This is a genomic window from Pseudoalteromonas ruthenica (assembly GCF_008808095.1).
GTDB lineage: Bacteria > Pseudomonadota > Gammaproteobacteria > Enterobacterales > Alteromonadaceae > Pseudoalteromonas > Pseudoalteromonas ruthenica.
The window spans coordinates 471,717-492,590 of record NZ_CP023397.1 but is presented as its reverse complement, the minus strand read 5'-3'; the positions used below and the strand labels follow the sequence as shown (position 1 = coordinate 492,590).

The 20,874-nt window shown below is 47.8% G+C and carries 19 protein-coding genes and 1 pseudogene; 5 read left to right on the top strand and 15 right to left on the bottom strand.

All coding sequences use genetic code 11. The features are described 5' to 3' along the window. Window positions 1–27: 27 nt before the first annotated feature. Both PRUTH_RS17375 and PRUTH_RS17370 read right to left on the bottom strand, forming a co-directional pair. Window positions 28–2,808 carry a hybrid sensor histidine kinase/response regulator gene (locus PRUTH_RS17375; protein WP_151174035.1) on the bottom strand — a complete coding sequence of 927 codons (2,781 nt, stop codon included), beginning with the start codon at window positions 2,806–2,808 and terminating at the stop codon, window positions 28–30. 39 nt (window positions 2,809–2,847) lie between these two features. Then, window positions 2,848–3,765, bottom strand: a complete 918-nt coding sequence (locus PRUTH_RS17370; protein WP_045979060.1) for a cation diffusion facilitator family transporter — start codon at window positions 3,763–3,765, stop codon at window positions 2,848–2,850. Window positions 3,766–4,113: 348 nt separating this feature from the next. On the opposite strand from PRUTH_RS17370, the gene PRUTH_RS17365 reads away from it, so the two are divergent. Both PRUTH_RS17365 and PRUTH_RS17360 read left to right on the top strand, forming a co-directional pair. Continuing rightward, on the top strand, window positions 4,114–4,548 hold the full coding sequence (locus tag PRUTH_RS17365) for a hypothetical protein (protein ID WP_151174034.1): 435 nt from the start codon (window positions 4,114–4,116) through the stop codon (window positions 4,546–4,548). 118 nt (window positions 4,549–4,666) lie between these two features. Continuing rightward, window positions 4,667–5,518 carry a patatin-like phospholipase family protein gene (locus tag PRUTH_RS17360; protein WP_151174033.1) on the top strand — a complete coding sequence of 284 codons (852 nt, stop codon included), beginning with the start codon at window positions 4,667–4,669 and terminating at the stop codon, window positions 5,516–5,518. Window positions 5,519–5,529: 11 nt separating this feature from the next. Here the strand turns inward: PRUTH_RS17360 and PRUTH_RS17355 are convergent, their stop codons facing one another. The 7 genes and pseudogenes from PRUTH_RS17355 to ahpC all read right to left on the bottom strand — a co-directional run bounded on the left by PRUTH_RS17355 (window position 5,530) and on the right by ahpC (window position 12,141). After that, window positions 5,530–7,143, bottom strand: coding sequence for a methyl-accepting chemotaxis protein (locus PRUTH_RS17355; RefSeq protein ID WP_257221108.1), 1,614 nt, complete (start codon window positions 7,141–7,143; stop codon window positions 5,530–5,532). Between the two features lie 227 nt (window positions 7,144–7,370). Beyond that, window positions 7,371–7,723 (bottom strand): annotated as a pseudogene (locus PRUTH_RS17350) (2OG-Fe(II) oxygenase). Window positions 7,724–7,859: 136 nt separating this feature from the next. Further along, window positions 7,860–8,600: an alpha/beta hydrolase gene (locus tag PRUTH_RS17345; RefSeq protein ID WP_151174030.1), complete on the bottom strand. Its 741-nt coding sequence runs from the start codon at window positions 8,598–8,600 to the stop codon at window positions 7,860–7,862. A gap of 41 nt (window positions 8,601–8,641) precedes the next feature. Beyond that, entirely contained in the window at window positions 8,642–9,109 is a 468-nt protein-coding gene (locus tag PRUTH_RS17340) for a nuclear transport factor 2 family protein (RefSeq protein WP_151174029.1), read from the bottom strand. Window positions 9,110–9,264: 155 nt separating this feature from the next. Continuing rightward, a complete protein-coding gene (locus tag PRUTH_RS17335; protein WP_130145786.1) occupies window positions 9,265–9,609 on the bottom strand; it encodes a 5-carboxymethyl-2-hydroxymuconate Delta-isomerase in 345 nt (114 codons plus the stop codon). A 322-nt stretch (window positions 9,610–9,931) separates the two neighbouring features. After that, the gene (gene ahpF / locus PRUTH_RS17330) at window positions 9,932–11,500 is read right to left on the bottom strand and encodes an alkyl hydroperoxide reductase subunit F (protein ID WP_151174028.1); all 1,569 of its coding nucleotides are present in this window, start codon (window positions 11,498–11,500) and stop codon (window positions 9,932–9,934) included. Between the two features lie 71 nt (window positions 11,501–11,571). Continuing rightward, the gene (gene ahpC, locus PRUTH_RS17325) at window positions 11,572–12,141 is read right to left on the bottom strand and encodes an alkyl hydroperoxide reductase subunit C (RefSeq protein WP_045978974.1); all 570 of its coding nucleotides are present in this window, start codon (window positions 12,139–12,141) and stop codon (window positions 11,572–11,574) included. Between the two features lie 256 nt (window positions 12,142–12,397). On the opposite strand from ahpC, the gene PRUTH_RS17320 reads away from it, so the two are divergent. From PRUTH_RS17320 to PRUTH_RS17310, 3 genes are read left to right on the top strand one after another with little or no spacing between them, the layout of a single operon-like run. Further along, the gene (locus tag PRUTH_RS17320; RefSeq protein WP_045979059.1) at window positions 12,398–12,817 is read left to right on the top strand and encodes a DUF3429 domain-containing protein; all 420 of its coding nucleotides are present in this window, start codon (window positions 12,398–12,400) and stop codon (window positions 12,815–12,817) included. 55 nt (window positions 12,818–12,872) lie between these two features. Continuing rightward, window positions 12,873–13,238 (top strand): hypothetical protein, encoded by a 366-nt coding sequence (locus PRUTH_RS17315; RefSeq protein ID WP_026111246.1) that lies wholly within the window; start codon window positions 12,873–12,875, stop codon window positions 13,236–13,238. Between the two features lie 2 nt (window positions 13,239–13,240). Then, window positions 13,241–14,044, top strand: coding sequence for a Rossmann-like fold-containing protein (locus PRUTH_RS17310; RefSeq protein WP_151174027.1), 804 nt, complete (start codon window positions 13,241–13,243; stop codon window positions 14,042–14,044). On the opposite strand, the gene PRUTH_RS17305 is transcribed toward PRUTH_RS17310, so the two are convergent. From PRUTH_RS17305 to PRUTH_RS17280, 6 genes are read right to left on the bottom strand one after another with little or no spacing between them, the layout of a single operon-like run. After that, window positions 13,980–14,738, bottom strand: a complete 759-nt coding sequence (locus PRUTH_RS17305) for a hypothetical protein (RefSeq protein WP_022945854.1) — start codon at window positions 14,736–14,738, stop codon at window positions 13,980–13,982. The genes PRUTH_RS17310 and PRUTH_RS17305 overlap by 65 nt on opposite strands. Then, window positions 14,711–15,433, bottom strand: coding sequence for a tyrosine-protein phosphatase (locus PRUTH_RS17300; RefSeq protein ID WP_138548857.1), 723 nt, complete (start codon window positions 15,431–15,433; stop codon window positions 14,711–14,713). Before PRUTH_RS17300 ends, PRUTH_RS17305 begins: the two co-directional genes overlap by 28 nt. A gap of 8 nt (window positions 15,434–15,441) precedes the next feature. Beyond that, on the bottom strand, window positions 15,442–17,655 hold the full coding sequence (locus PRUTH_RS17295) for a GumC family protein (protein WP_151174026.1): 2,214 nt from the start codon (window positions 17,653–17,655) through the stop codon (window positions 15,442–15,444). Window positions 17,656–17,669: 14 nt separating this feature from the next. Next, window positions 17,670–18,185, bottom strand: coding sequence for a polysaccharide biosynthesis/export family protein (locus tag PRUTH_RS17290; RefSeq protein ID WP_022945851.1), 516 nt, complete (start codon window positions 18,183–18,185; stop codon window positions 17,670–17,672). After that, window positions 18,185–19,381 carry an outer membrane beta-barrel protein gene (locus PRUTH_RS17285; RefSeq protein WP_170269014.1) on the bottom strand — a complete coding sequence of 399 codons (1,197 nt, stop codon included), beginning with the start codon at window positions 19,379–19,381 and terminating at the stop codon, window positions 18,185–18,187. The genes PRUTH_RS17290 and PRUTH_RS17285 overlap by 1 nt, the downstream gene beginning before the upstream one ends. Window positions 19,382–19,397: 16 nt before the next feature. Then, complete coding sequence (locus PRUTH_RS17280) at window positions 19,398–20,798, bottom strand: undecaprenyl-phosphate glucose phosphotransferase (protein ID WP_151174024.1); 1,401 nt, start codon at window positions 20,796–20,798, stop codon at window positions 19,398–19,400. Window positions 20,799–20,874: the final 76 nt, after the last annotated feature.

The following is a 20,874-nucleotide window of genomic DNA, read 5'->3' as shown; positions in this document are numbered from 1 at the left end:
TCGTCGATGCTTTGAGTTTACGCCTAGTTAGTGGGAAATATTTAACACAGCGCGAATACTGCGGTGCAACTCATGCGCTTGCAGTGGCTTGGAAACGAAGGCATTCATCCCCGCCGCCAAACAACGGTTTTTGTCCTCTTCATAGGCGTTGGCAGTAATCGCGATAACGGGCATGACGCCATATTTATGCGGCTCTTTGCGAATATGTTGGGTACATTGATACCCATCCATGTGCGGCATTTGGCAATCCATGAGCACCACATCATAGCGTTGCTGCTGGAGCATATCCAAAGCTTGCACCCCATCTTGAGCGATGGCCACCTCACAGCCCAAAGGTTCAAGCATCTTGGCAAGGACTAATTGATTTACAGCGTTATCCTCAACCACCAGGACGTGTCGCTCAGTTAAATCAGGCGCCGAGAGTTCGCTATGTTGGTTAACCTCGATGTCCTCACAGGCTGGCGCTTTGATGGTAAAACTAAAGCAGCTGCCTTCTCCTTCAGCGCTGGAAACGCAGATATCGCCGCCCATTTTTTGTACCAAGGATCGACAGATTGCCAGTCCCAGACCAGTGCCTCCGTACCGCCGAGCTGTTGACACATCAGCCTGAGTAAATTCCGTAAAGATACGTGCTTGCTGCTCTTCGCTCATGCCTATGCCAGTATCACGCACCGTCACTTGAAGCTCATCATCGCGGTATTGCACGCTAAGGACAATCTCTCCTCGCTCGGTGAATTTTTTCGCGTTGCTTAATAAGTTGGTGATCACTTGGTTGAGTCTGAGCTCATCAACACGAATACTAGAGGGCACATTCGGGGCAATTTCGCACGCAAAGCACACCTCTTTGTTGTCGTTGGCGCTATTAAATACCTGCTCTACGTGAGTGAAAAATGCCCGGGTAGCCAATGGCTGTGCGTTCAATTCCAAGGCATTGGCTTCAATTTTACTAAAATCCAGTATGTCGTTAAGAATTTGCAGTAGGTTTTGTGCACTTGCACCCAAGGTGGCTAAATACTGGCGTTGCTGGGCGCTCAGCTGCGAGTCTTGCAGCAAAATGTCGGTGATCCCAAGCACACCGTTCATGGGTGTACGCAGCTCATGGCTCATGTTAGCTAAAAACTGTGACTTTGCTCGGCTGGCCTGGTTCGCCCTATGCACCGCAGTCTTGAGCTCTGCAGTTTGCTCTTGTACTTTACGCTCCAATTCTTGGTTAAAGCGCGTTAGTTGTTTGTTCAAATCGCGGTTGCGATCATCGGATTGTGCTAGCTGCTCAAAACTCTGCTGGAGTTGCACCACCAGCGAATCAAACTGTTCGTGTAGTTGCTGAACTTCCCGCCACTCGTGTTGGCTAAGCGGCGTCTTATTTGGCAGCATCGGGTAGCGCTGCATTACTTGGGTTAAAAAATTAAGTGGCGCCACCAATCTTTGGCTTAGCTGGCGAATGAAAATCCCTGCCAGCAGCAAGAGTACCAGCGTGAGCAGCAACACGTACAACCAGGTTGAAGCGACCACAGAGTTTACATGGAGGCGGTTCATCATAGCGATGACCGTCCAACCTGTTTGAGAGCTATTAAGTGACCGGCTGTAATACAGCTCATTGTTAGCAGAGCGGTATAAAGCGCTTGAATCACCGTTAAACTCCGCTAAAGCAGGTGGCTCGAGGTGGCTTAGCACTTTGAAAGTATTTGCACTGCTATACACCACGTGATTGTTGGCATCCATTACCAGCAATTCCCCTTGTTGCTCAAACAAGTAGGGCCGAAAGCGACGAAAGGACTCTAATCGCAGCGAACCTTCAATCACGCCTGCAAACTGTTGTTTTTCGTATATCGGTGCCGAAATGCCAACAATGGGGTTGTCACCTAAGCCACGACCGCGAAAAACACTGGAAATATAGCCGTTAGGGTGGCTATGCGCTTGCGTGAAGTAATCGCGGTCTGTCACATCTCGCTGCTGTGCGGAGAGCCCATCGAGAAGCGACTTAGGCCATCCCACATACGCCACCCCTTGCTGATTGATCAGCACCGTAGAAATAAAGCCAGGGTACATTTGCCCTAAATGACTAAGCTGCCAACGCTCATCAACACCTTGCGCCAAGGTATCGCGCGCCGAAACAATGGCATTTTGGTGCTGTTCCAGGTAGCTATCTATTTGTTGCGAGACCCTATCTGCATGGGCACGTAATTGTGTATTGACCTCATACTCTATACGTTCATAGTGATCGTTAACCAAAATCACGGTCGTCAACAGCACCACCAATAGAATCAATACGCTGACCACGTAGCTGAGAATATGTTTGAGCGAGTTTTGCCGATAGTGCCAAACTATAAAGGGTAAAAAGTAGCTTAATAGGTCAACTACAGCTAATGAAATAATGGCGTTAAGTAAATACTTGAAAATAGCAGTGGTAAGCGATAACCACGGCAACTCGACCATCCAATGACCAAAAACCACCAGCAGCGGCAAGCCAACCAGCAACCAAAAGACCCCACCCCATGGCAATAACGGACGCCTTAAGCGGCGACAACAAAACCAATGCAACCATATCAACTCGAGCAAAAATGCGATACTGGGCCAAGCATGTTGCCAGCGATAAAAGATAAAAGCAGAGGCGATAGCCAAGGTGATAACACTGTAGCGTAAGCCCAAGGCAACGAGGCTCAGCAACACAAAAATTTGCCCGAATAAAAACTCGGAGCTGTCCAAAAACCACACAGGAATTAGGTGCGTCAACCCGCCAATCAGGCCGAGTAAGCAAGCCACCATGAACTTGTTGCTACTTTGAAGTCCGGTGCGAATTGTGCTCATTTGTAGGAAAGCTTAAAAACTTATAGGAACTGCATAGTCTTAGTGTTGTACACAGTGATGCGCTTGTCCATCTTCGGAGTGCGGATGAGCCTCTATTTGCAGTACGCTGTGCTCAACATTAAAGCGTTGTTTTAACATCTGTTCGGCATTGTTTCGACAGACAGCATCATGAGCCGCGACAGTACATTGATGTTTCAACACGATATGCGCGCCAACGGCGAGCTGCTTGTCAATTCGAGACACGGTCACATTGTGCACACTGTGTACGTGAGCGAGTTTAGTCATCGCCTTTTCAATAGCTTGTGCACTGGGCAAACGCCCTTCTTGATTCTGCAACCGCTTTATACACTGCACAATAAGGCGCAAACCGGTGAATAACACGAACACGGCTATCACCATGCTAAAAAGCACATCCAATTGCTGCCACCCAGTGAGCGCGATAGTGACACCGGCCACTAAGGTACTGACGGTGGAGAGCAAATCAAAGAAAGTATGGAGAAACACCGCGTACACATTAATGCTGTCTTTGCGGCCCTTGTACAGCACCCATGCGGCGCATCCGTGAAAGACAAAACCGATACTTGATACCCACGCCATAATGGTGGTGTTAACGTCTTTGTGATGCCCCTCATGCATTTCAAAATACCGCTCAGAGCCAAGAAACAAAATGGTTAAGCTAATTCCCAAATACAGGCTGCCATTAATAAGCCCGCCCACTAATTCGGCTTTTTTATAGCCTTCATTAAAGTTGCGTGCCAAATGAATGGCGATAGAGGACGCCAAAATAGCGATAAATAACGTGCTGTTGTGCACAAATAAATGACCGGCATCGGCGAACACCGCTAAAGAGTTTGCGTGATAAGCCCCTATTAGCTGGATGACCATAAAGCTACAGGTTATAGCGAGCGCAATAAGTAAGCGTTTGCGAGAAGCCTGGTGTGTGGTGATGTCGGTCATGCGCGCCGGATGATACTCGGGAATGATATATAGTCGCAATTGTACTTGTTTTGCGACTATATTACACCCGTTTTCATCACCACCCATTGTGAATGCACAAGAACTGCTCATAAAAGAGTGATAGGCACCACTGCCCGCTTTGGAGCCAATCACCGCTCTAACTTGCCGGTCATATCGATAACTAAATTTCCCTAAAAATCATCCATATGTAACTTTTTTGTTAAATCAGCATTGAAACTATGCTTTTTTTAGCTAATCTCAAAGTCGCGTGGCGACACAACAGGACTGAAGGATTGCTCTTGTGTGTAACCAAAACGCAAAAACACATTTATATAAGGAAATATAATTATGAAACTAGTGAAATCACTCTCTACTGTGGCCTGTGTTATCGGCCTATCTCTTGCTTCAACCTCCCCTGTATTAGCTGCGTCTTCGACCTCGGTAGTCGGTACTTGGCGCAACCATGTCAATTGGAATTGTAATACTGCGGGCTCAACGCCGATTACCGCTGCGTTATTTACAATTAATGCCGATGGCACATGGAGCTACCCATACGGAGGCGGTAACTGGTGGCAAGAAGAGGGATTGGTGATCATCTCTTTCGATAGCTACCCGACTTTGCAGTACGTGGGTAATGTGACTAAAGATGCCGTTGTTGGCATTCAAGGCTACTCCGACAATCCAGGTTCTCGCGGCTGCTTCTATTTGTTGCGTGAACAAGCGGGTAAAGCCAGCGACGTTAAACACTATGTCGATGGTAAGGATGCTGTTACCAATCGTTGATCACTTTTATGGCGGTGCCCTATACACCGCCTTTTGCCCTTATTGCCCATTGCTGCGCAAATAAAATTCATGCTAAGTTGCTGAGGTAATAAATAAAAGCGTATGCAGGGTTTTACCTATCTCCAATTCATCTCTAAGCCATGCCCTTGTTGTTGAAGGGGGCGCGATGCGTGGTATTTTTGCCACCGGCGTACTCGATACGTGGCTGCAACAGCACTACCAGCCCTTTGATATGTATTTTGGAGTGTCCGCTGGCGCAACTAATATCGCCGCTTATTTGTGCCAACAACACCAGCGCAACTATAAGGTGATCACGGATTACTCGTGCCGACCTGAATTTATTAATTACCTACGTTTTGCACGCGGCGGGCACCTGTTTGATTTGGATTGGCTATGGCAACAGACCATTGCTGATATCCGCTTAGATTTAGCGACATTTGCGAAGCAAGTCGCAGCATTTTATGTGGTGGCCACCAACATCGCCAACGGTCAAGCCGAGTATTTAAAAGCCAACGCCGATAATTTAGAAGCGATTTTAAAAGCCTCTTGTGCGCTGCCTTTGGCCTATCGCGATTATCCGCAAATTGGTGATAAGCAATATACCGATGGGGGTCTGAGCGATTCCATCCCCGTGCAACAGGCTTACTTACAAGGAGCGAAACGCATCACCGTGATTTTGTCCCAGCCGTTGGGCTATCGCAAAAAACCGAGTCGCTCACACTGGGTGACACGACGCCTACTGCGCGACACCCCGGCGCTGATCAGTGCCTCGAGCCGCCGAGCAGAGGGATATAACCAAAGCTTAGAATTTATCCATTCACCGCCGCCGGATTGTCATATCGAGGTCATTGCCCCCGACCCAGAGTTTGCTGTGGGCAGAACCACGCGCGACGCCGCCAAGTTACGCCACGGCTACACTTTGGGCTGTCAGCAAGGGCTAGACTATTTGCAGCGGCTAAGCATCACTTAGCGAGAGCGTATTTAGACCACAAAGGCTTTCACTTGCTGTTGCAGGCTATCAGCGAGCTGCGCCAATTCTTTACTGGCATCGGCGTTTTGCTGTGAGCTTTGCGATACACTGGTAATGCTGTCGTTAAATTCATTAATATTTTGGCTTATCTCCGCAGCCACTGTCGTTTGCTCTTCGGTGGCTGTAGATACTTGTAAATTCATATCGGCAATGTCAGCGACCGCTTCACGAATACGGTTAATGGCGGTTGCCGATTCTTGGCTGTGATGCTCACTTTCTTTGGCGCTGTCATCGGCACTCTGCATCGCTGCCACCGCCTGGCCAGCCATATCCTGCAGCTTGGCGATCATGGTATTGATATTTTCAGTGGCCTGTTGAGTATTGTGTGCCAGTGTACGCACTTCATCAGCAACCACCGCAAAGCCACGCCCTGAATCTCCGGCGCGGGCAGCTTCAATGGCAGCATTCAGCGCTAGCAAGTTGGTCTGCTCAGCCACCCCTTGAATCATTAGCACCACTTGGTTGATCTCATTTGACTGGGCATTCAGCTCACCAATCAATTGGGCGTTTTGCGCAACAATACGAGATAAGGTGCGAATAGCCTCAAGGTTATCATCGATGGTTTGACTGCCCTGCTCTGCCAAGCCATCCGCAGATGCAGCATGTTGCGAGGTATTTTGCGCGTTTTGAGCCACTTCTTGAATCGCTGCACTCATTTGTGTAATGGCGGTGGCTATCATCGCACTTTGTTGCTCTTGCTGGGTTGCAGTCGAGGCCACCTGGGCACTGATCGCTTGCATTTGCTCTGACGCCGATGACAACGTCAGTGTCGCACCCGTGACGTCAGTAACCAAAGTGTGGATTCGGCTAAGCATATGATTGAAGTGCTCTGCTGTAGTGGCTATTTCGTCTTTCCCGGTGACTTTGGCACGCAGGGTCAAATCGGCTTGTTCGGCAATGGTTTGAATGGTGCCCTGCAAGTGGCTCAAAGGCCCATGAATAGAGCGGTAGATAAACCAAGCCAATAAAGACATAAAGGCAATGGTCAAGATAATAAAGACTAACAATAAGGTGGTGACGTGGGAAACTTGCTCATCGGCACTGTCGCGAAACCGCTGCGCTTCTGATAGCTGCAAATCGATAAGTGCCGCGTAGCTGCCACTGAGTGGGTCAAAAACACTGTAAAGGTCGGCTACAAACTGCGATTGGTCCATCGCTTTAAAGGTGCCATTTTCTATGGCCCGCATGTACGTATCAATTTTCTCAGCCACTGGTGCGAGGTGCTCATCCACGTCTTCGGTTAAGCGCTGCTCTTCGGTTGTGAGTTTGGTTTGTAAATAGTCCTGCCAGTGCTGCTGCGCGGTGGCTTTCGCCTGTTCAATCAAAGATATAACTTGCGATTTGTCGATAACGCCAGCGCGATACTTATGCAATAAATCGACAATGTTGACCGCGTAATTATCTGACACCACTTTAATTTGCTTTAATGGCACCACCCTATCTTTATAAATACTGTCAACGCCCTCGCCAATGGTATTAAGTTGAGACATACTCAGCGTCGCTGAAATAATAAGTAATACAATTGGAATTATGGACAAAATAATCAGTCGCATCTTTACAGACATGGTATTGAGCATGGGACACCCTCGTAATTTAAACTAAGATTTTTGTGCCTATCCATGCACTTCATGCAACAGCAGTTGCTACTTAATTATTTTCGAAGATAAGCAAATGCGCCAATCCAGTTTAAAAAATTACTGTTCTCACCCCGAGATAATATGTAAAAAACGAGTGTGATTAGCGATTCACGCTAACCCATATGTGATCAATACGATGGACGTCAGTTGGTCTTTTAATGGCCACGAACCCAACCAATACTAACAAATAACGGCTGCCTGAGGTGACCTTAGTAACTGCATGCTCACTGATATCGGGGCGAAATAACTTGATTCGTTTAGAGCTGTAAATAGGCGTTTTACAAACAAACTGACCGCCACAGCGTGCTTGTTTGAGGATAATATTAAGCCGATAATGCCTGCCTGCGGTTACTTTGTCAGTGTGCGTGGGCACCTCACAGCCTTGTGGGAACTTGAGCAAGTAGACATCGAATTTTAGCGGCCACCATGCCCTTGCCAGCAACATTTTCTCATAACCGCTTTTCTGGCGGCCTTTTTGCCATCTAAAAAGTGTATTGAACATGCGCATAATCACCTTAGGAACTCACTATCTTTTGCAATACTCAGTTATTCACTTATTTCATTACGGTCGCCATGGCGCGCAGGGATAGAGGCGACAAAAAGTGCAAATCAACCAAATTTGGCTGCCAGCCTTGAGCCAGGTGTTAAGCTTTGTTGAGCATCGCACAGGGCTGGCCCACTAAATAGCCATGTACTAGTTGCTTAATTTTATCTTGCAACCATCTTGGGCCGTGATCCGAAAGATCATTATGGCGAGCGTCAGGTATTTGCACTACGCAGATGTCGCTTTGCACTGTGTTTGCAGGTAACACTCCTTCATCGGCAGCAAAGTCGCTTGCCCGAATTGAGAATATGTTGATATCGGTATTTCTAGGTAAAGGAACGCGGCGGTGATCCAATGTAATTATTGATTTAATATAAGGCTTCTTTTCATTTCCTAGCCACGAAGAAATATCGCCACCATTGGAATGCCCAATTAAAAGCAGCTCATTAAACGCATAGTTCAAATAGCGAGACTGAAGCTGGCTCTTAAGAAACGCCAATGTCTTGGCACCCCTGACCCAATTCTCGCGTCGAGTCTCGTATAGATTCCCCGTTACCGACAGTGGCGGATCTTGAGGGAGCTCGTGAGCGACAGAAACCACCATATAGCCCAACTCACGAAGCTGCTCCTCTAAAAAAGAATACTGGGTGTGAGCAACACCGTACCCCGCGCTGAGAAATGCGACAGCACACTTGCTCTCGATGGTGCAGTCCTGCTCATTAATTGGATAAGATATTTTAACAGGAATGCCTCTATCCCTAGCTTCATCATAGATAATCTTTGCTTGCACCAGGGGGATACAAAAAATAGGGATAAGGAGCCATACATACAGGTACTTCATTTTCTCTCCTTAAGGCCTCGCACCCTACTCAATGGGCAAAGTTACTCATGGTATTTTCTTATTACCGCAATTTTGCCGTCTTCAATTTCCAATACTTCCATCATGACTTGGCTATATTCTATCGGTTGATTATTTTCAGGGTGGGTGCCCTTAGCGTAGCTTTTATATCTTATAGCAACTGCTGAGTGGTTAAATGTAAATACATCCAATAGCTCTGCATTGTATTCGCTGTGGGCGCCAAGATAAAAAGTCATCCCTTTTCTCATTGCCTCTTTGCCATTTGGTAAGCGCGAATCATCTGTCACCCAAGGTAAGTGCGAATGCCCAACATCCTCTGTAAGTAAATTAAGATGGGTCTCCAGCTCTTTCTTTGTTGCTCCTGGGCTTTGCGTGGCAACCATGGTATCGAAATACTTTTGAGCAAGTTCATTTAGATCAATTTTTGTCTCTTTGGCGGATAGCGATGCTGAAACCAAAATTGATACTGCAAAGAATAGGTATTTTTTCATTGAAAACTCCGTTTTCGGTTAATTCATATAACATGTTTATAAAGACCCAGTCGCGTTCCTCGAAGCCAGTGATGCGATTGAATTCAAGCGGCTCATTGGCAAATTTATCCAAAGCGAGCACTGAATGCCACCATAGGTTTGGGTAATGTGACGAGTTACACCATTGTACGATTACAGTAAGTGGCCATTTCAAAGTCACTGATGTTCATGGCGATATTCGGAACATTCGGAAATAAAGTTACCAGCTTTGATACCATTTGCTGCGATAGCATCGCCTTTTGCTCAGTCGTCCTGCCTTGCATGATGGAGGCGAAAACATGAATGAAGGGCTCTCGCTTATTACCTACAGAGTATTTTTCGAAAGAATTTATTCTGACTTTGATATCACGTTCATCAAACAAATTGGTAGCACAAGCTTGCAAAAAAAGTTGTTCAATAATAAAGGCTTCATCATGGGAGACGAAGATGTCCTGTGAGCAATCCATTACAAAATGTGGCATTAATCCTCCGCCGACGGTCTGACTAACAGGTATTGTCCCTGCTTTACACGCTAGCATACCTTGTAAAATTGAAATTCGCTAATGAAGGTAACGCAATGAAAAATAAACTGAAAAATGACAGCTAACAACACCGGTAGCGCGGCATGAGTATAAATGGGCGGCATTCAAATAAAACCACTTAATCGGTAGGGGGACATGCACAATCAGCTTTACCGCTTGCAGTGGCAGCTGCTTTCAATTTCACAGCACAGGAAAAAAGCCGCTCATTGAGCGGCTTGGGGACTACACATCTGGAGATTTCAGGGTGTGTGCAGTATCTACTTTAAGCGGCATCACTTTGCGCTTGGTCGTCGCTGTGACGAATTAAGTAATCAAAGGCGCCAAGACTGGCACTGGCTCCTGCGCCCATGGCAATAATGATTTGCTTAAAAGGCGTGGTAGTGGCGTCCCCAGCGGCAAAGACCCCAGGCAGGTTAGTCGCGCCTTTATCATCAATCGTTATTTCACCAAAAGAGCTTAAATCCAGAGCACTGTCTTTCAGCCACTCGGTATTAGGCACTAAGCCGATTTGTACGAATACGCCGGCTAAGGCTACATGCTGCGATTGTTGTGTTTCGCGGTCGGTGTAATTAAGACCGGTCACCTTATTGCCATCGCCAACAATTTCGGTGGTCGCCGCATTGGTAATAATGGTGACATTAGTAAGACTTTGCGCCTTTTTAACCAGCACGTCGTCAGCACGTAAGGTATCGGCAAATTCAAGTACTGTTACATGCTCAACAATGTTGGCTAAATCGATCGCTGCTTCAATGCCTGAATTACCGCCACCAATCACCGCTACCGACTTACCTTTAAAGAGCGGACCATCACAGTGCGGGCAATAAGCAACCCCGTGGCCTCGGTATTCACGCTCACCTGGCACATTCATTTCCCGCCAGCGTGCCCCCGTGGCGAGGATCAGGGATTTGCTTTGCAGTGTGGCACCATTATCCAAGGTGATGGCGCGGTTATCGCTGTCTAAACGTGCGGCGCGCTGATTATCGATGACATCGACATTATATTCTTTCACATGCTCTTCTAGCTGAGCTACCAGTTTCGGGCCCTCTGTGGCTTTGACCGAGATAAAGTTTTCAATGGCCATGGTATCGGCTACTTGGCCACCAAAGCGCTCAGCGACAATACCGGTGCGCAGCCCTTTTCGCGCCGCATAGATAGCAGCCGATGCACCCGCAGGACCACCGCCGACTACCAATACGTCATAGGGGTCTTTTTCATTCAATAGTTCGGCTTGGCGCGCCGCAGCTCCCTCATCGACTTTGTTAAGAATGTCATTGAGGCTGATAGCGCCTTGGCTAAATAGCTCGCCATTCAAGTACACCGTAGGCACCGCCATGATGTTGCGCTGCTCTACTTCCTCTTGGAACAAGGCACCGTCTATCATGGTCACATTCACCTGAGGGTTCAAAGCCGCCATGGTATTGAGCGCTTGCACGACGCCTGGGCAGGTTTGGCAGCTCAGGGAGATGTAAATTTCAAAATTAAGGGTTTTATCTAAAGCCTGGATTTGCGTGCGTTGCGCCTCATCGGCCTTAGTTGCCACACCGCCGCTGTGCAGTACAGCGAGCACTAATGAAGTAAACTCATGACCCATCGGGACCCCAGCGAATGTAATCGAGGTGCCTTGCTCGCCGAGTACTTGCATCGCAGGGCGTCGCGCTGCTTGGTGGTCTTGCCGTATACTAATGCGCGGGCTCAACTCGGCCAAATCGTTGGCCAAGGTGTCTAATTCTTTACTTTTATTGCTTTCATCGAGGGCTAGAACCAGCTCTATATTGCCCGTCAATGCGCTAAAATGGCTTGATAATTGATTCTTAATGGTACTGTCTAACATGGTTAGCCTCTTCAAGCGTTAGAAAAATAAGGCGGTGTTGCCACCGCCCGAGTGTTGCGATTTAGGCGTTATTAGATTTTGCCGACAAGGTCTAGCGAAGGTGCAAGCGTTTCTTCACCTGGCTGCCAAGAGGCTGGGCATACTTCACCGTCGTGAGTAGCGATGTACTGTGCCGCTTGTACTTTACGTACTAACTCTTTAGCGCTGCGGCCAATGCCTAGGTCGTGCGTTTCAACCACTTTAATTTCGCCTTCAGGGTTGATAACGAAAGTACCGCGTAGCGCTAGGCCATCTTCTTCAATCATCACACCGAAGTTGCGAGTGATTTTGCCAGTTGGGTCGCCAATCATTGGGAACTCAATTTTATTAATGGTTTCAGAAGAATCGTGCCACGCTTTGTGGGTGAAGTGGGTGTCTGTAGACACTGAATAAACTTCAACACCCATTTCTTGCAATTGAGCGTAGTAGTCAGCCAAGTCACCTAGCTCCGTAGGACATACGAAAGTAAAGTCCGCTGGGTAGAAAAACACAATTGACCATTTGCCTAATAGGTCTTGCTCGCTTAGCTCAACGAAGTCACCTTGGTGATAAGCCGTTGCGTTAAAAGGTTGGATTTTAGTGTTGATCAATGAGTTGCTCATAAATTACCTCATGTTGTCTGTCATCAGTTTTAAATAATTAGCGGCGTGTGCCGCTGCGTTGATGAATAAGATAGAGGTTGTGCTTTAATAAATAAAACAGATTGATTCGATTACAACCATCGATAAATGTGATTAACGCTTAAACTTACTGCGACTTCTCAGACCGTTAATGGCTTTTTCGCCTGAACTCATTGAACTCTTTAACCTGCGCCACGTACAATTAAGAAAAGCATCCGCGCTGAGGTCTACTTTGTCTATTGCCCGTTATATCAATCATATCCAATTAGGTTACTTAGGATTACTGCCGTTTTTAGCCTTGGTTGGATGGAGCATGCTCAGTGGTCGCACTGAGTACGCTGGCACCATGTTCATTTATTATGGCATCGCGATTATGAGCTTCCTTGCCGGTCAGTTATGGCGCCCCGGTGAGCAAAGCTATGGGCGCGCCATTGCTGCTGTTATTCCCACCATCCCGCTGCCGCTGTTGGCGCTGGGCAATGAGCTGTTCACATTAGCGTGGTTAAGCGCCAGTTTTTGGTTGGTGCTGGCCATTGAAGTAAAACAGCCGCAATGGGCAGAGCACCACAAGGACTATCGCAAGATGCGCTTTGTGCTTACCTCAGTGGTATTTGTGTGTCACTTGCTGATGATTGCCGCCATGCTCGACAGACCTTAGACAGCTTCACAGCAATACAGTACACTGCGCGCTCTGATTTTTCGGTGAGATGGCCATGATTGACGATTTACGCAGTGCCCTTGAGCAGTTGGGCGAACAGTTCAGCGAAAAAAACGCCGCATTCAAGGTAAAGGTTGTGCCGTTTTTTTGCTCGGTACGCATTAAAAAAGACCATAAGCACGAAGGCACCCTGCACTTTTATGCTAACCAATTTATAGATGCGTGGTTGGTATGTTTGTTTATTTTATTCGGGGCATTAATTTATCAGCCGGAGCTTGGTCTTACCCACGGCCCTATCCACTTTGCCATTGCCGCTTTTGTGGCCCTGCGTTTAATTATCCGCCAGGTGGCTATTGAATCACTGAAAGCTCGGCTCTATTTGTTGCAACCCCGCTCCAATGCCCCGCAGAGTCACGAGTAACTATGTACTTAAGTGCTCAGTGGCGTATTTTAACGGTCGGCGACGGCGATTTAACCTTTACCCGGGCGCTTAAACGACGCTTTGCAGACGCCCATATCGTCGGCTCGGTGTATGACTCAGAAGCGGTACTGCGAGAGAAGTATTCCAGTCACGGCATTGATGAGTTACGCCAAGCCCAGGTACCGCTGTATTTCAGCTTTGATGTGACCAACCAGGCCTGCTGGCAACGTCTTAGCACGGGCTTTGATGTCATTATTTTCCAATTTCCATTGCTCAGCCAACTAGGCTCTAAAAGCGCCTTTGCTGCAGCGCAGCAACAAGGTGGCCTCAACACCTTGAATCGCGCCCTGTTACACCAATTTTTACGCTATGGTAGCGCCTATGGCCTAGCTAAACACGGCGCCGGGCTTTGCTATATCACCTCAAAAGACGTCAAACCTTACAGTCATTGGGGTCTTGACCACGCTCTGTGTACTGGTCTTGATATACAGTATGTCGGTGAGCAGCCCTTTAATATTGATGATTTCCCCGGATACCGTATCCGCAACGTGGACCGCAATAAACATGTCAAAGACACCAAAGGAGTCACCTACAGCTACGCGCTGAACCCCAAAAACCTTGACTTTCCCTATCACCGCCCGCGTTATTTAGATGATGCCAACTATTGCCCACTGTGCCATGCTGGCCCTTTTTGCAATGAAAAAGACCAGGCACAACACTTCGAGAGTCGCCAACACCAGCTTATGCTGGGTTATCAGCAACACTGGCAAAATTGGCTTGCGCACGCTTACAAAGGTTATTCATGACTTGATGCTGCTGTTGCAGTTTCGCCACTTCATGACATAACAAGGTTTTGCGCATTCGCAGTTGGGCTCGTTCCCACAATAGCCAGGCGCCATCCCGTTGCACTAACGCTCGTTGCAGCTGAGTACGCAGTGCTTGGCGCTGCTCGGCGTTGAGTTCAGCGTAATATAAAAGGTAAAACTCAACACTGGTGATATTAACCTCTTTTATAAAGGGCCCATATTGTTGCGCCTGTTTTAAATACTGCCACACCGAATCGTTGATTCCATCCAGAGAATAGCTTACTTTTGCCAACTCCAGCCAAGTATACGGCCAGCTCGGTCGCAAGCTCAGAGAGTGCAGTAATTGTTCTTTGGCTGTTCGCAGTTCAACGCCATCGGCATAGCCATGCGCAAAGCCATACAATGATAGCTGCGCCTGAATCGTGTGGTATTGTGCATGGTTAGGAACGAGCTCAGCAGCGCGTTGCAGACGCATGTGGGCGCGCATGTAATGGGTCGAGCCGACGGCTGGCTCCAACTCATCTTGTTGCACCTGCAAGTGCGACAGTAATGTTTTACCTTGTAAATAGGCTAGATTACCCTGCAAGGCAGCAATGGAGCCCGCTGCCAAGCCAATACTGATCAGCATAAGCAGGGTGGCTGCCAAGTGCCGAGGAGTTAACCGAGCTAAAATAGACCTTGGCATAGACGCCATGGGTTCTCCTTGGTGTAGCGTTGGGCCAGCTCCTTGCCGACCAGTTGCTCAGAGCGCTCACGGGCCTGCGCTAGGCGAAAAGGTCGACGTTCGCAACTGTGGGCATCACTGGCTATCAGGTCAACGTCACCCTGCTCTAGCCACTGCACTGCGAGTTTTTCACTGTCATCACCAAAATCCCCTAGCAAACTCCCTGCCGTCACTTGAATTAAGCACCCCAAGCGCTTAAATCGTGCCAGCAAATGTGGCTTCGCCTTAATTTCTCTATTGCGCTCAGGGTGCGGCAGCACCACTGTTAAGCCTTGGCGATTTAACCAAGTGATCAGCTTGTCGGCACCGAGAGGTACATGCGAGTGCGGCAATTCTAAGAGTATTGCGCGCTCTGGGCCTTGACCATGAAATAGCGCAATGAGGTCCCTGGAGAGGGCTGCCATAATTTGCGAGTCAATGCGCACTTCACTGGCAAAAGCAACGTGAATATCGAGCTGTTGCTCACGTATAGCTTGCTGCAACCGCGCAAAACTTTGCGCGACTACGGGTTGGGTGTTGTCAAAGCGACCAAAGTGCAGATGCGGTGTGACAACCACATGGGAGATCCCTTGCGCCTTAGCTTGTTCGAGCATGGCGATACTGTGTTGCCACTGCTGCGGTCCATCATCTATCCCAGCCAACACATGGTTGTGAATATCAATCATAGCAAGCCTTACGTTGGTGCATTTGCTTGGGTATATCCATGGCTATCGTAGTAGCCATAATGGGCATTATGACCCTGCTTTTGTTTGCCATTAACTTGGTTTAGCAGCACCCCACAAACGTTTGCTTTAGCATCAATTAAGCGGTGTAGCCCGGCCTTCACTAACCCCTGATGTGTCGATCCTGATTTAACGACATAGATCACTGAATCACTGTGCTGGGAAACAACAAGCGCGTCACTCACCGCCTCTAAAGGTGCCGTATCAAGCACTATATAATCGTATTGCTGGCGCAAGTGTGCCAACAGGGCCTTAAAGTTTTCGCTACTGAGTAGCTCTAACGGGTTAGATGGGATTTGCCCTGCACACAACACGTGAATGTTTGACTGTTCATCAACGTGAATACACTCCTCAAGCTGCTGAGTATTCGCAAGGACATTCGCCAGCCCTGGCTGGTAAGCCGGAAGAGAGAAGCGCCCAGCCAATGAAGGGCGACGCATATCAGCATCAATTAATAATACTTTTTCCATTTGCCCGAGCGAGAAAGCGAGGTTGATGGATGTGGTTGATTTCCCTTCACCCGGCACCGATGAAGTCACTTCAATCACTTGATTGTCACGGTCCATCTGACTGAGTACCAGCGACGTTCTAAAGGTGCGCACCGCCTCCGCAAAAGCCAACTTACCTTTATCAAAGAAGGTGTGCGTTGGCAGCGGCTTACGTTTTGATGAGGGTAAACTCGGCAACACCCCTAGCAGTCGCTGACCGAGCTTATTTTCTACTTCTTCAGCGTTGTTCAGCGTGTCGTTTAGCGCGTCGGTTAGAAACGCCAGCACGATACCGAAACCTAAGGTCGCAACGAAGGCCAATACGACGATTAACTTACGGTTTGGCTTCGCTGGGTTCGTCGGCTGGTAGGCATAATCGGTAAACCGAGCGATTGGCGAATTGAAATCACTGGTGACTTCGGTCTCTTTGGAGCGCGATAAAAAGGTATCATAGATATTGCGGTTGGTTTCCACTTCGCGTTTGAGCTGATGATACTCAGTTTCTTTACGCGTTAGCATTTGAAAACGCTGACGCAATTGCTCCACATCTTGCTGCAACGCTGACACCGTACTATTGGCGGTGCGCATCTCTTTTTCTAAGCCCATCACCAAAGAGCGAATTTGTGCCGATAAGTTTTCCTGCACAGTAGCAAGCTCCGCTCGCGCGGCAATCATTTTAGGGTGTTTAGGGCCATATACTTGTCGTAATTCACTCACTTTGCGCTGCGCGGTCACAACCTCTCGCTTCACGTCTTGAATCACTTTGTGAGTGGTGATTTCGTTGATCGATTCCAACCTGGCAATGTCATCACGGCCATACTCATCCACCACGCGCATAATCGCGTTGAGCTCGCTTTGGTTACGCTTCGCTTCCACCAATTGTTGCGCGGTTTGCTCTAATTCACGACGCACTAACCCTACAACGCCCTCAATATCAACTAAATCCTCACGCTCTCGGTAGCTTTGCAGCTTCTGTTCGGACTTATCCAAGCGCTCTCGCAGGATACTTAGGCGGTCGTTTAACCACCCCGAAGCCTGTTTAGCAATGCCCATTTTCGCTTGCATCGCATGAGTAATGTACGCTTCACCAACGGCATTGGCGACATCAGCAGCCAGCGCCGGATCGCTCGACTCATAGGCGATAACCACCAACTGGGTTTTACGGATCGGATGAATACTCAGCCGCCGCGAAAACGCGGTGATAATTTTCTGCATTCGTTTTTCGTAAGCTTGCTGCGCATCGGCGGTGCTAGGCAATGTCTGTGGCTTTTGTGGAATATATTGCTTCACCCATTGCTTAATATCATTCATAACCCAACTGAGCATACTAGGCTTGGGTTGAAAATCTCGATGCTCAAGCAGGTTCAATTGCTCTATCACATCTCTGGCAATGGCTCTGGAGCGCAAAATCTCATATTGGGTTTGATAGTACTCTTTTTTTGAGGCATCTAAACCATAGACCTCTTCAAAACTGACCGCTTTACGCTGCTGCGCCTCAATAAGTAAGGTGGCGCTAGCACGGTATGAAGGAGTCAATTGCAGCGCCCACACCATAGCTAGGGTGGTAACTAAAATCGCCAAGAGCGCAATGCGCCACTTAAACTTGTTAATGACTTTTAAGTAATAGCCCAGAGTCACAACCTCAGCGGCGCCTGTATTGCGTGTTGCTGTTTTCATTCTCTACCCTGAAATTAGAAGAACCGTTGCTCTATTTTTATGGTGTCACCGGCGGCGACCTGAGATTGCAAAGACGCTTTACTGCGCTTTGCCTGTTGCTGCTGTTCACTGAGCAAAAAGATTTTGTCTGTGGAGGCTCGCTCAGTGAGGCCACCGGCCAAGGCGATAGCTTGATCCACCGTCAGTCCTGGTTGATAGGGGTAGGCACCAGGCTCTTCAACTTCGCCATGAATATAGAAAGGTCGGTAGCTGACCACTTGGGCGTAGACATTGGGCTCAACGAGGTAGTCGCCTTTCAAGCCACTGTAGATCAGCTGCTCCACTTCTTTTACTGTGAGTCCTGTCAAGGTAAGCTCACCCAAAAAGGGGTAGCTGACTACGCCACTTTTGCCCAATAAAGCATCTATATTAAGATCCGGCTGACCAAACACTCTAATTTGCACTTGATCGCCCGGCCCGAGCTTATAATCGCTGTTGGCAACCGCCCATTGACTACATAGTGCCAGCAGCACTGCAGCTAGCCACCGCATTAACGACTCCCCATCAACGCAAACTGTACAGTCAAACCAATGCGATTGCGGTCAAAGACTAAATCGTCGCGAGTAGAGTTGTCATTGCGCAGTTCGTAATAACTTGATAGCACCACGCTTGGGCTCAACGCGTAATCCATCGCCAAAGTGAGCCCACGTAGCGAGTCTTGACGGTTTACACCGACAAACTCATCATCGGTGTACGAATACGCCACCTTAGTTTGCAGGTTTTCACGCCATTGGTGCACCCACTGCGCCTCGTAGAACGTCTCGCGAACATAATCGCCTTCAACTAAAGGGTCGCGAGCACTGCGTGAAGTGGTAAAGCGAAAGTGGCTATAAGTCAGCGGCTGCCACTTAATCTTGGCCTGCCAACTGACCCCAGAAAAGTTCTCACGGGCAGCATTAGCAAAGTCCTTTTTTTGATAACCGACTTTGATCTCACCTTCTGTTAGCGCCGTTGCTTCCCAGCTGTACCCAGCATAAGCCTGATAATCATCGGAATCGCGAGTGACACCATTGATGTCAACAACATCGTAGCGATAGTTGTTTTGATGTACGGAGACGAACACGTCTGAGCGTGATTGTGAATTAAAGTAAAGTGTGGCGCCGAAATTTGCTTTGTCGTAATCACGATACTGCGTAATGCTCTCAAAACGCGTGTAGTTTTTGTTGTAATAACCCGCATCAAATTTAACACGGTACATCGCTGTTTGTGCGCCAAACTCATAGTCGGCGTGGTAATCCTGCTGCTCGTAAGTGAGCGGCTCAGCAAAGGCGTTAGGTTGTCCTTCAGACAGGCCTTCACCACGGCGCTCAACATTCCAATCGGCGTCAACACGCACATTGAAGCGATGACGTCGTGACGGTTCAAAGTGAGACAAGTAACCAATATGACCATCGGTATAATTGTCTGCACTACTTTGAATATAGGCCGCTGAGCTTAACCGTGTGGTAAGCTGATGCCGGTTAATGCCGTCATCATACGCCATCTCTAACTCTGGCGTGGCAGTGTAAATCATACTGCTTTGTTCATTGTTGGCCGTACTGAAAATATTATCATCGTACATCGCGCCAACACTGAGCTTGGGCGTTAATTCAAGGCCATTTTGGGTGATATAGCTGCCTGGTTTTGGCATCGCTGCATGGGCTGTTGTCGCACTCAATAACGCTGCTGCCAGCATCGACTTTCTCATTCTCCACTCCCTGATATTAATACGCATTTTTCCCAACGAAGCCTTTGAAAATAGTCATAAATATAATTTTTATATCAAACCACAAAGACCAACTTTTAATGTATTGGAGATCGAACTCCACCCGCTTTTCCATTTTCTCTAAGGTGTCTGTCTCACCGCGCCAGCCATTAATTTGTGCCCAACCTGTGATCCCTGGCTTAACCTTGTGACGGATCATATAAAACTCGACTTTCTTACGATATTCCTCGTTATGTGCCACAGCATGCGGGCGAGGGCCGACAATGGACATATCACCGAATAAAACATTAAAAAACTGCGGTAATTCGTCCAAACTGGTGCGCCTCAAAAACCCACCGATGGGGGTAATGCGTGCGTCGTTTTTCGTCGCTTGACGCACCACAGCATCGTTTTCCATTACTTTCATTGAACGGAACTTCCAAACCCGAATACGCTCGCCGCCGAGGCCATACCGGTCTTGTACAAACAACACTGGTCCCGCAGAGGTTAATTTAATTGCAATTGCTATAGCGATAAGCAGTGGTGAGATAAGCAATAGGATTAACGCCGCGACGACGATATCTTCAGAGCGTTTGATAAATTCTCGCGCACCTAAATAAGGCGACTCAAACACGCTTAGGGTATCAAACCCACCGACGTGGTCGATGCGCGCATGAATCAAGTTCGAGAGTAAAAAGTCAGGGACAAAGTGGACGTCAACAGTGGTATCCCCAAGTTGACGCAAGATATCGGCAATACGCTTGTCAGCTTTCATCGGCAGAGCAATGAACAGCACATCGACTTCACCGCGACGAGCAGCGTTGACGGCCTCACAAATTACTCCTTGAACATGGAAATGCAACTGCTCGAATACTCTATCTGGTTGGCGGTCTTCAAAAAAGCCCACAAAATCAAAGCCCAGCTCATCATGCTGACTTATTTCCCTAAATAAATTGGCCCCTGACTCGGTCGCGCCAATAATAGCGACTCGTTTTAAGCTAAAACCAAGCTTTCGTTTATTGACTTTATATAAACGAATAAACAACCGCCAACTAAACAGAAATATAAATGAACTAAGAAACCAAATAAACAAAGTTAAACGTGACAAATTCTCACTAAACTTAAAACCAAAAGCAAAGATAAATAATGCACCACTTGCAATAACTAAAGAGAGCCAAGACCAGCTCACCATATGCTGAAACTTACCTGCTCGCCAACTGCGATAGACGTTAAAAACCTCCGCAGTGTAGAGGTAACAAATCATCAAGATAAGAAATGCTACCAGGTAATGCTGATCCAGCTCTACGCCACGTATAGCAGCGGCTATAAAGAGCCCAGCAGTGATCGAAAACAAATCCATCAAGCGGTAGAAAACACCGCTGGAGGTTGGGTTATTTTTAAATGTTTTATCGCTGGTCATGGGTGCTCCAAGCTTAAATTCAGCCATCCTAGTAACAGGTGAAATTATAATCCACAATCCCACCAAGTAAAATAGA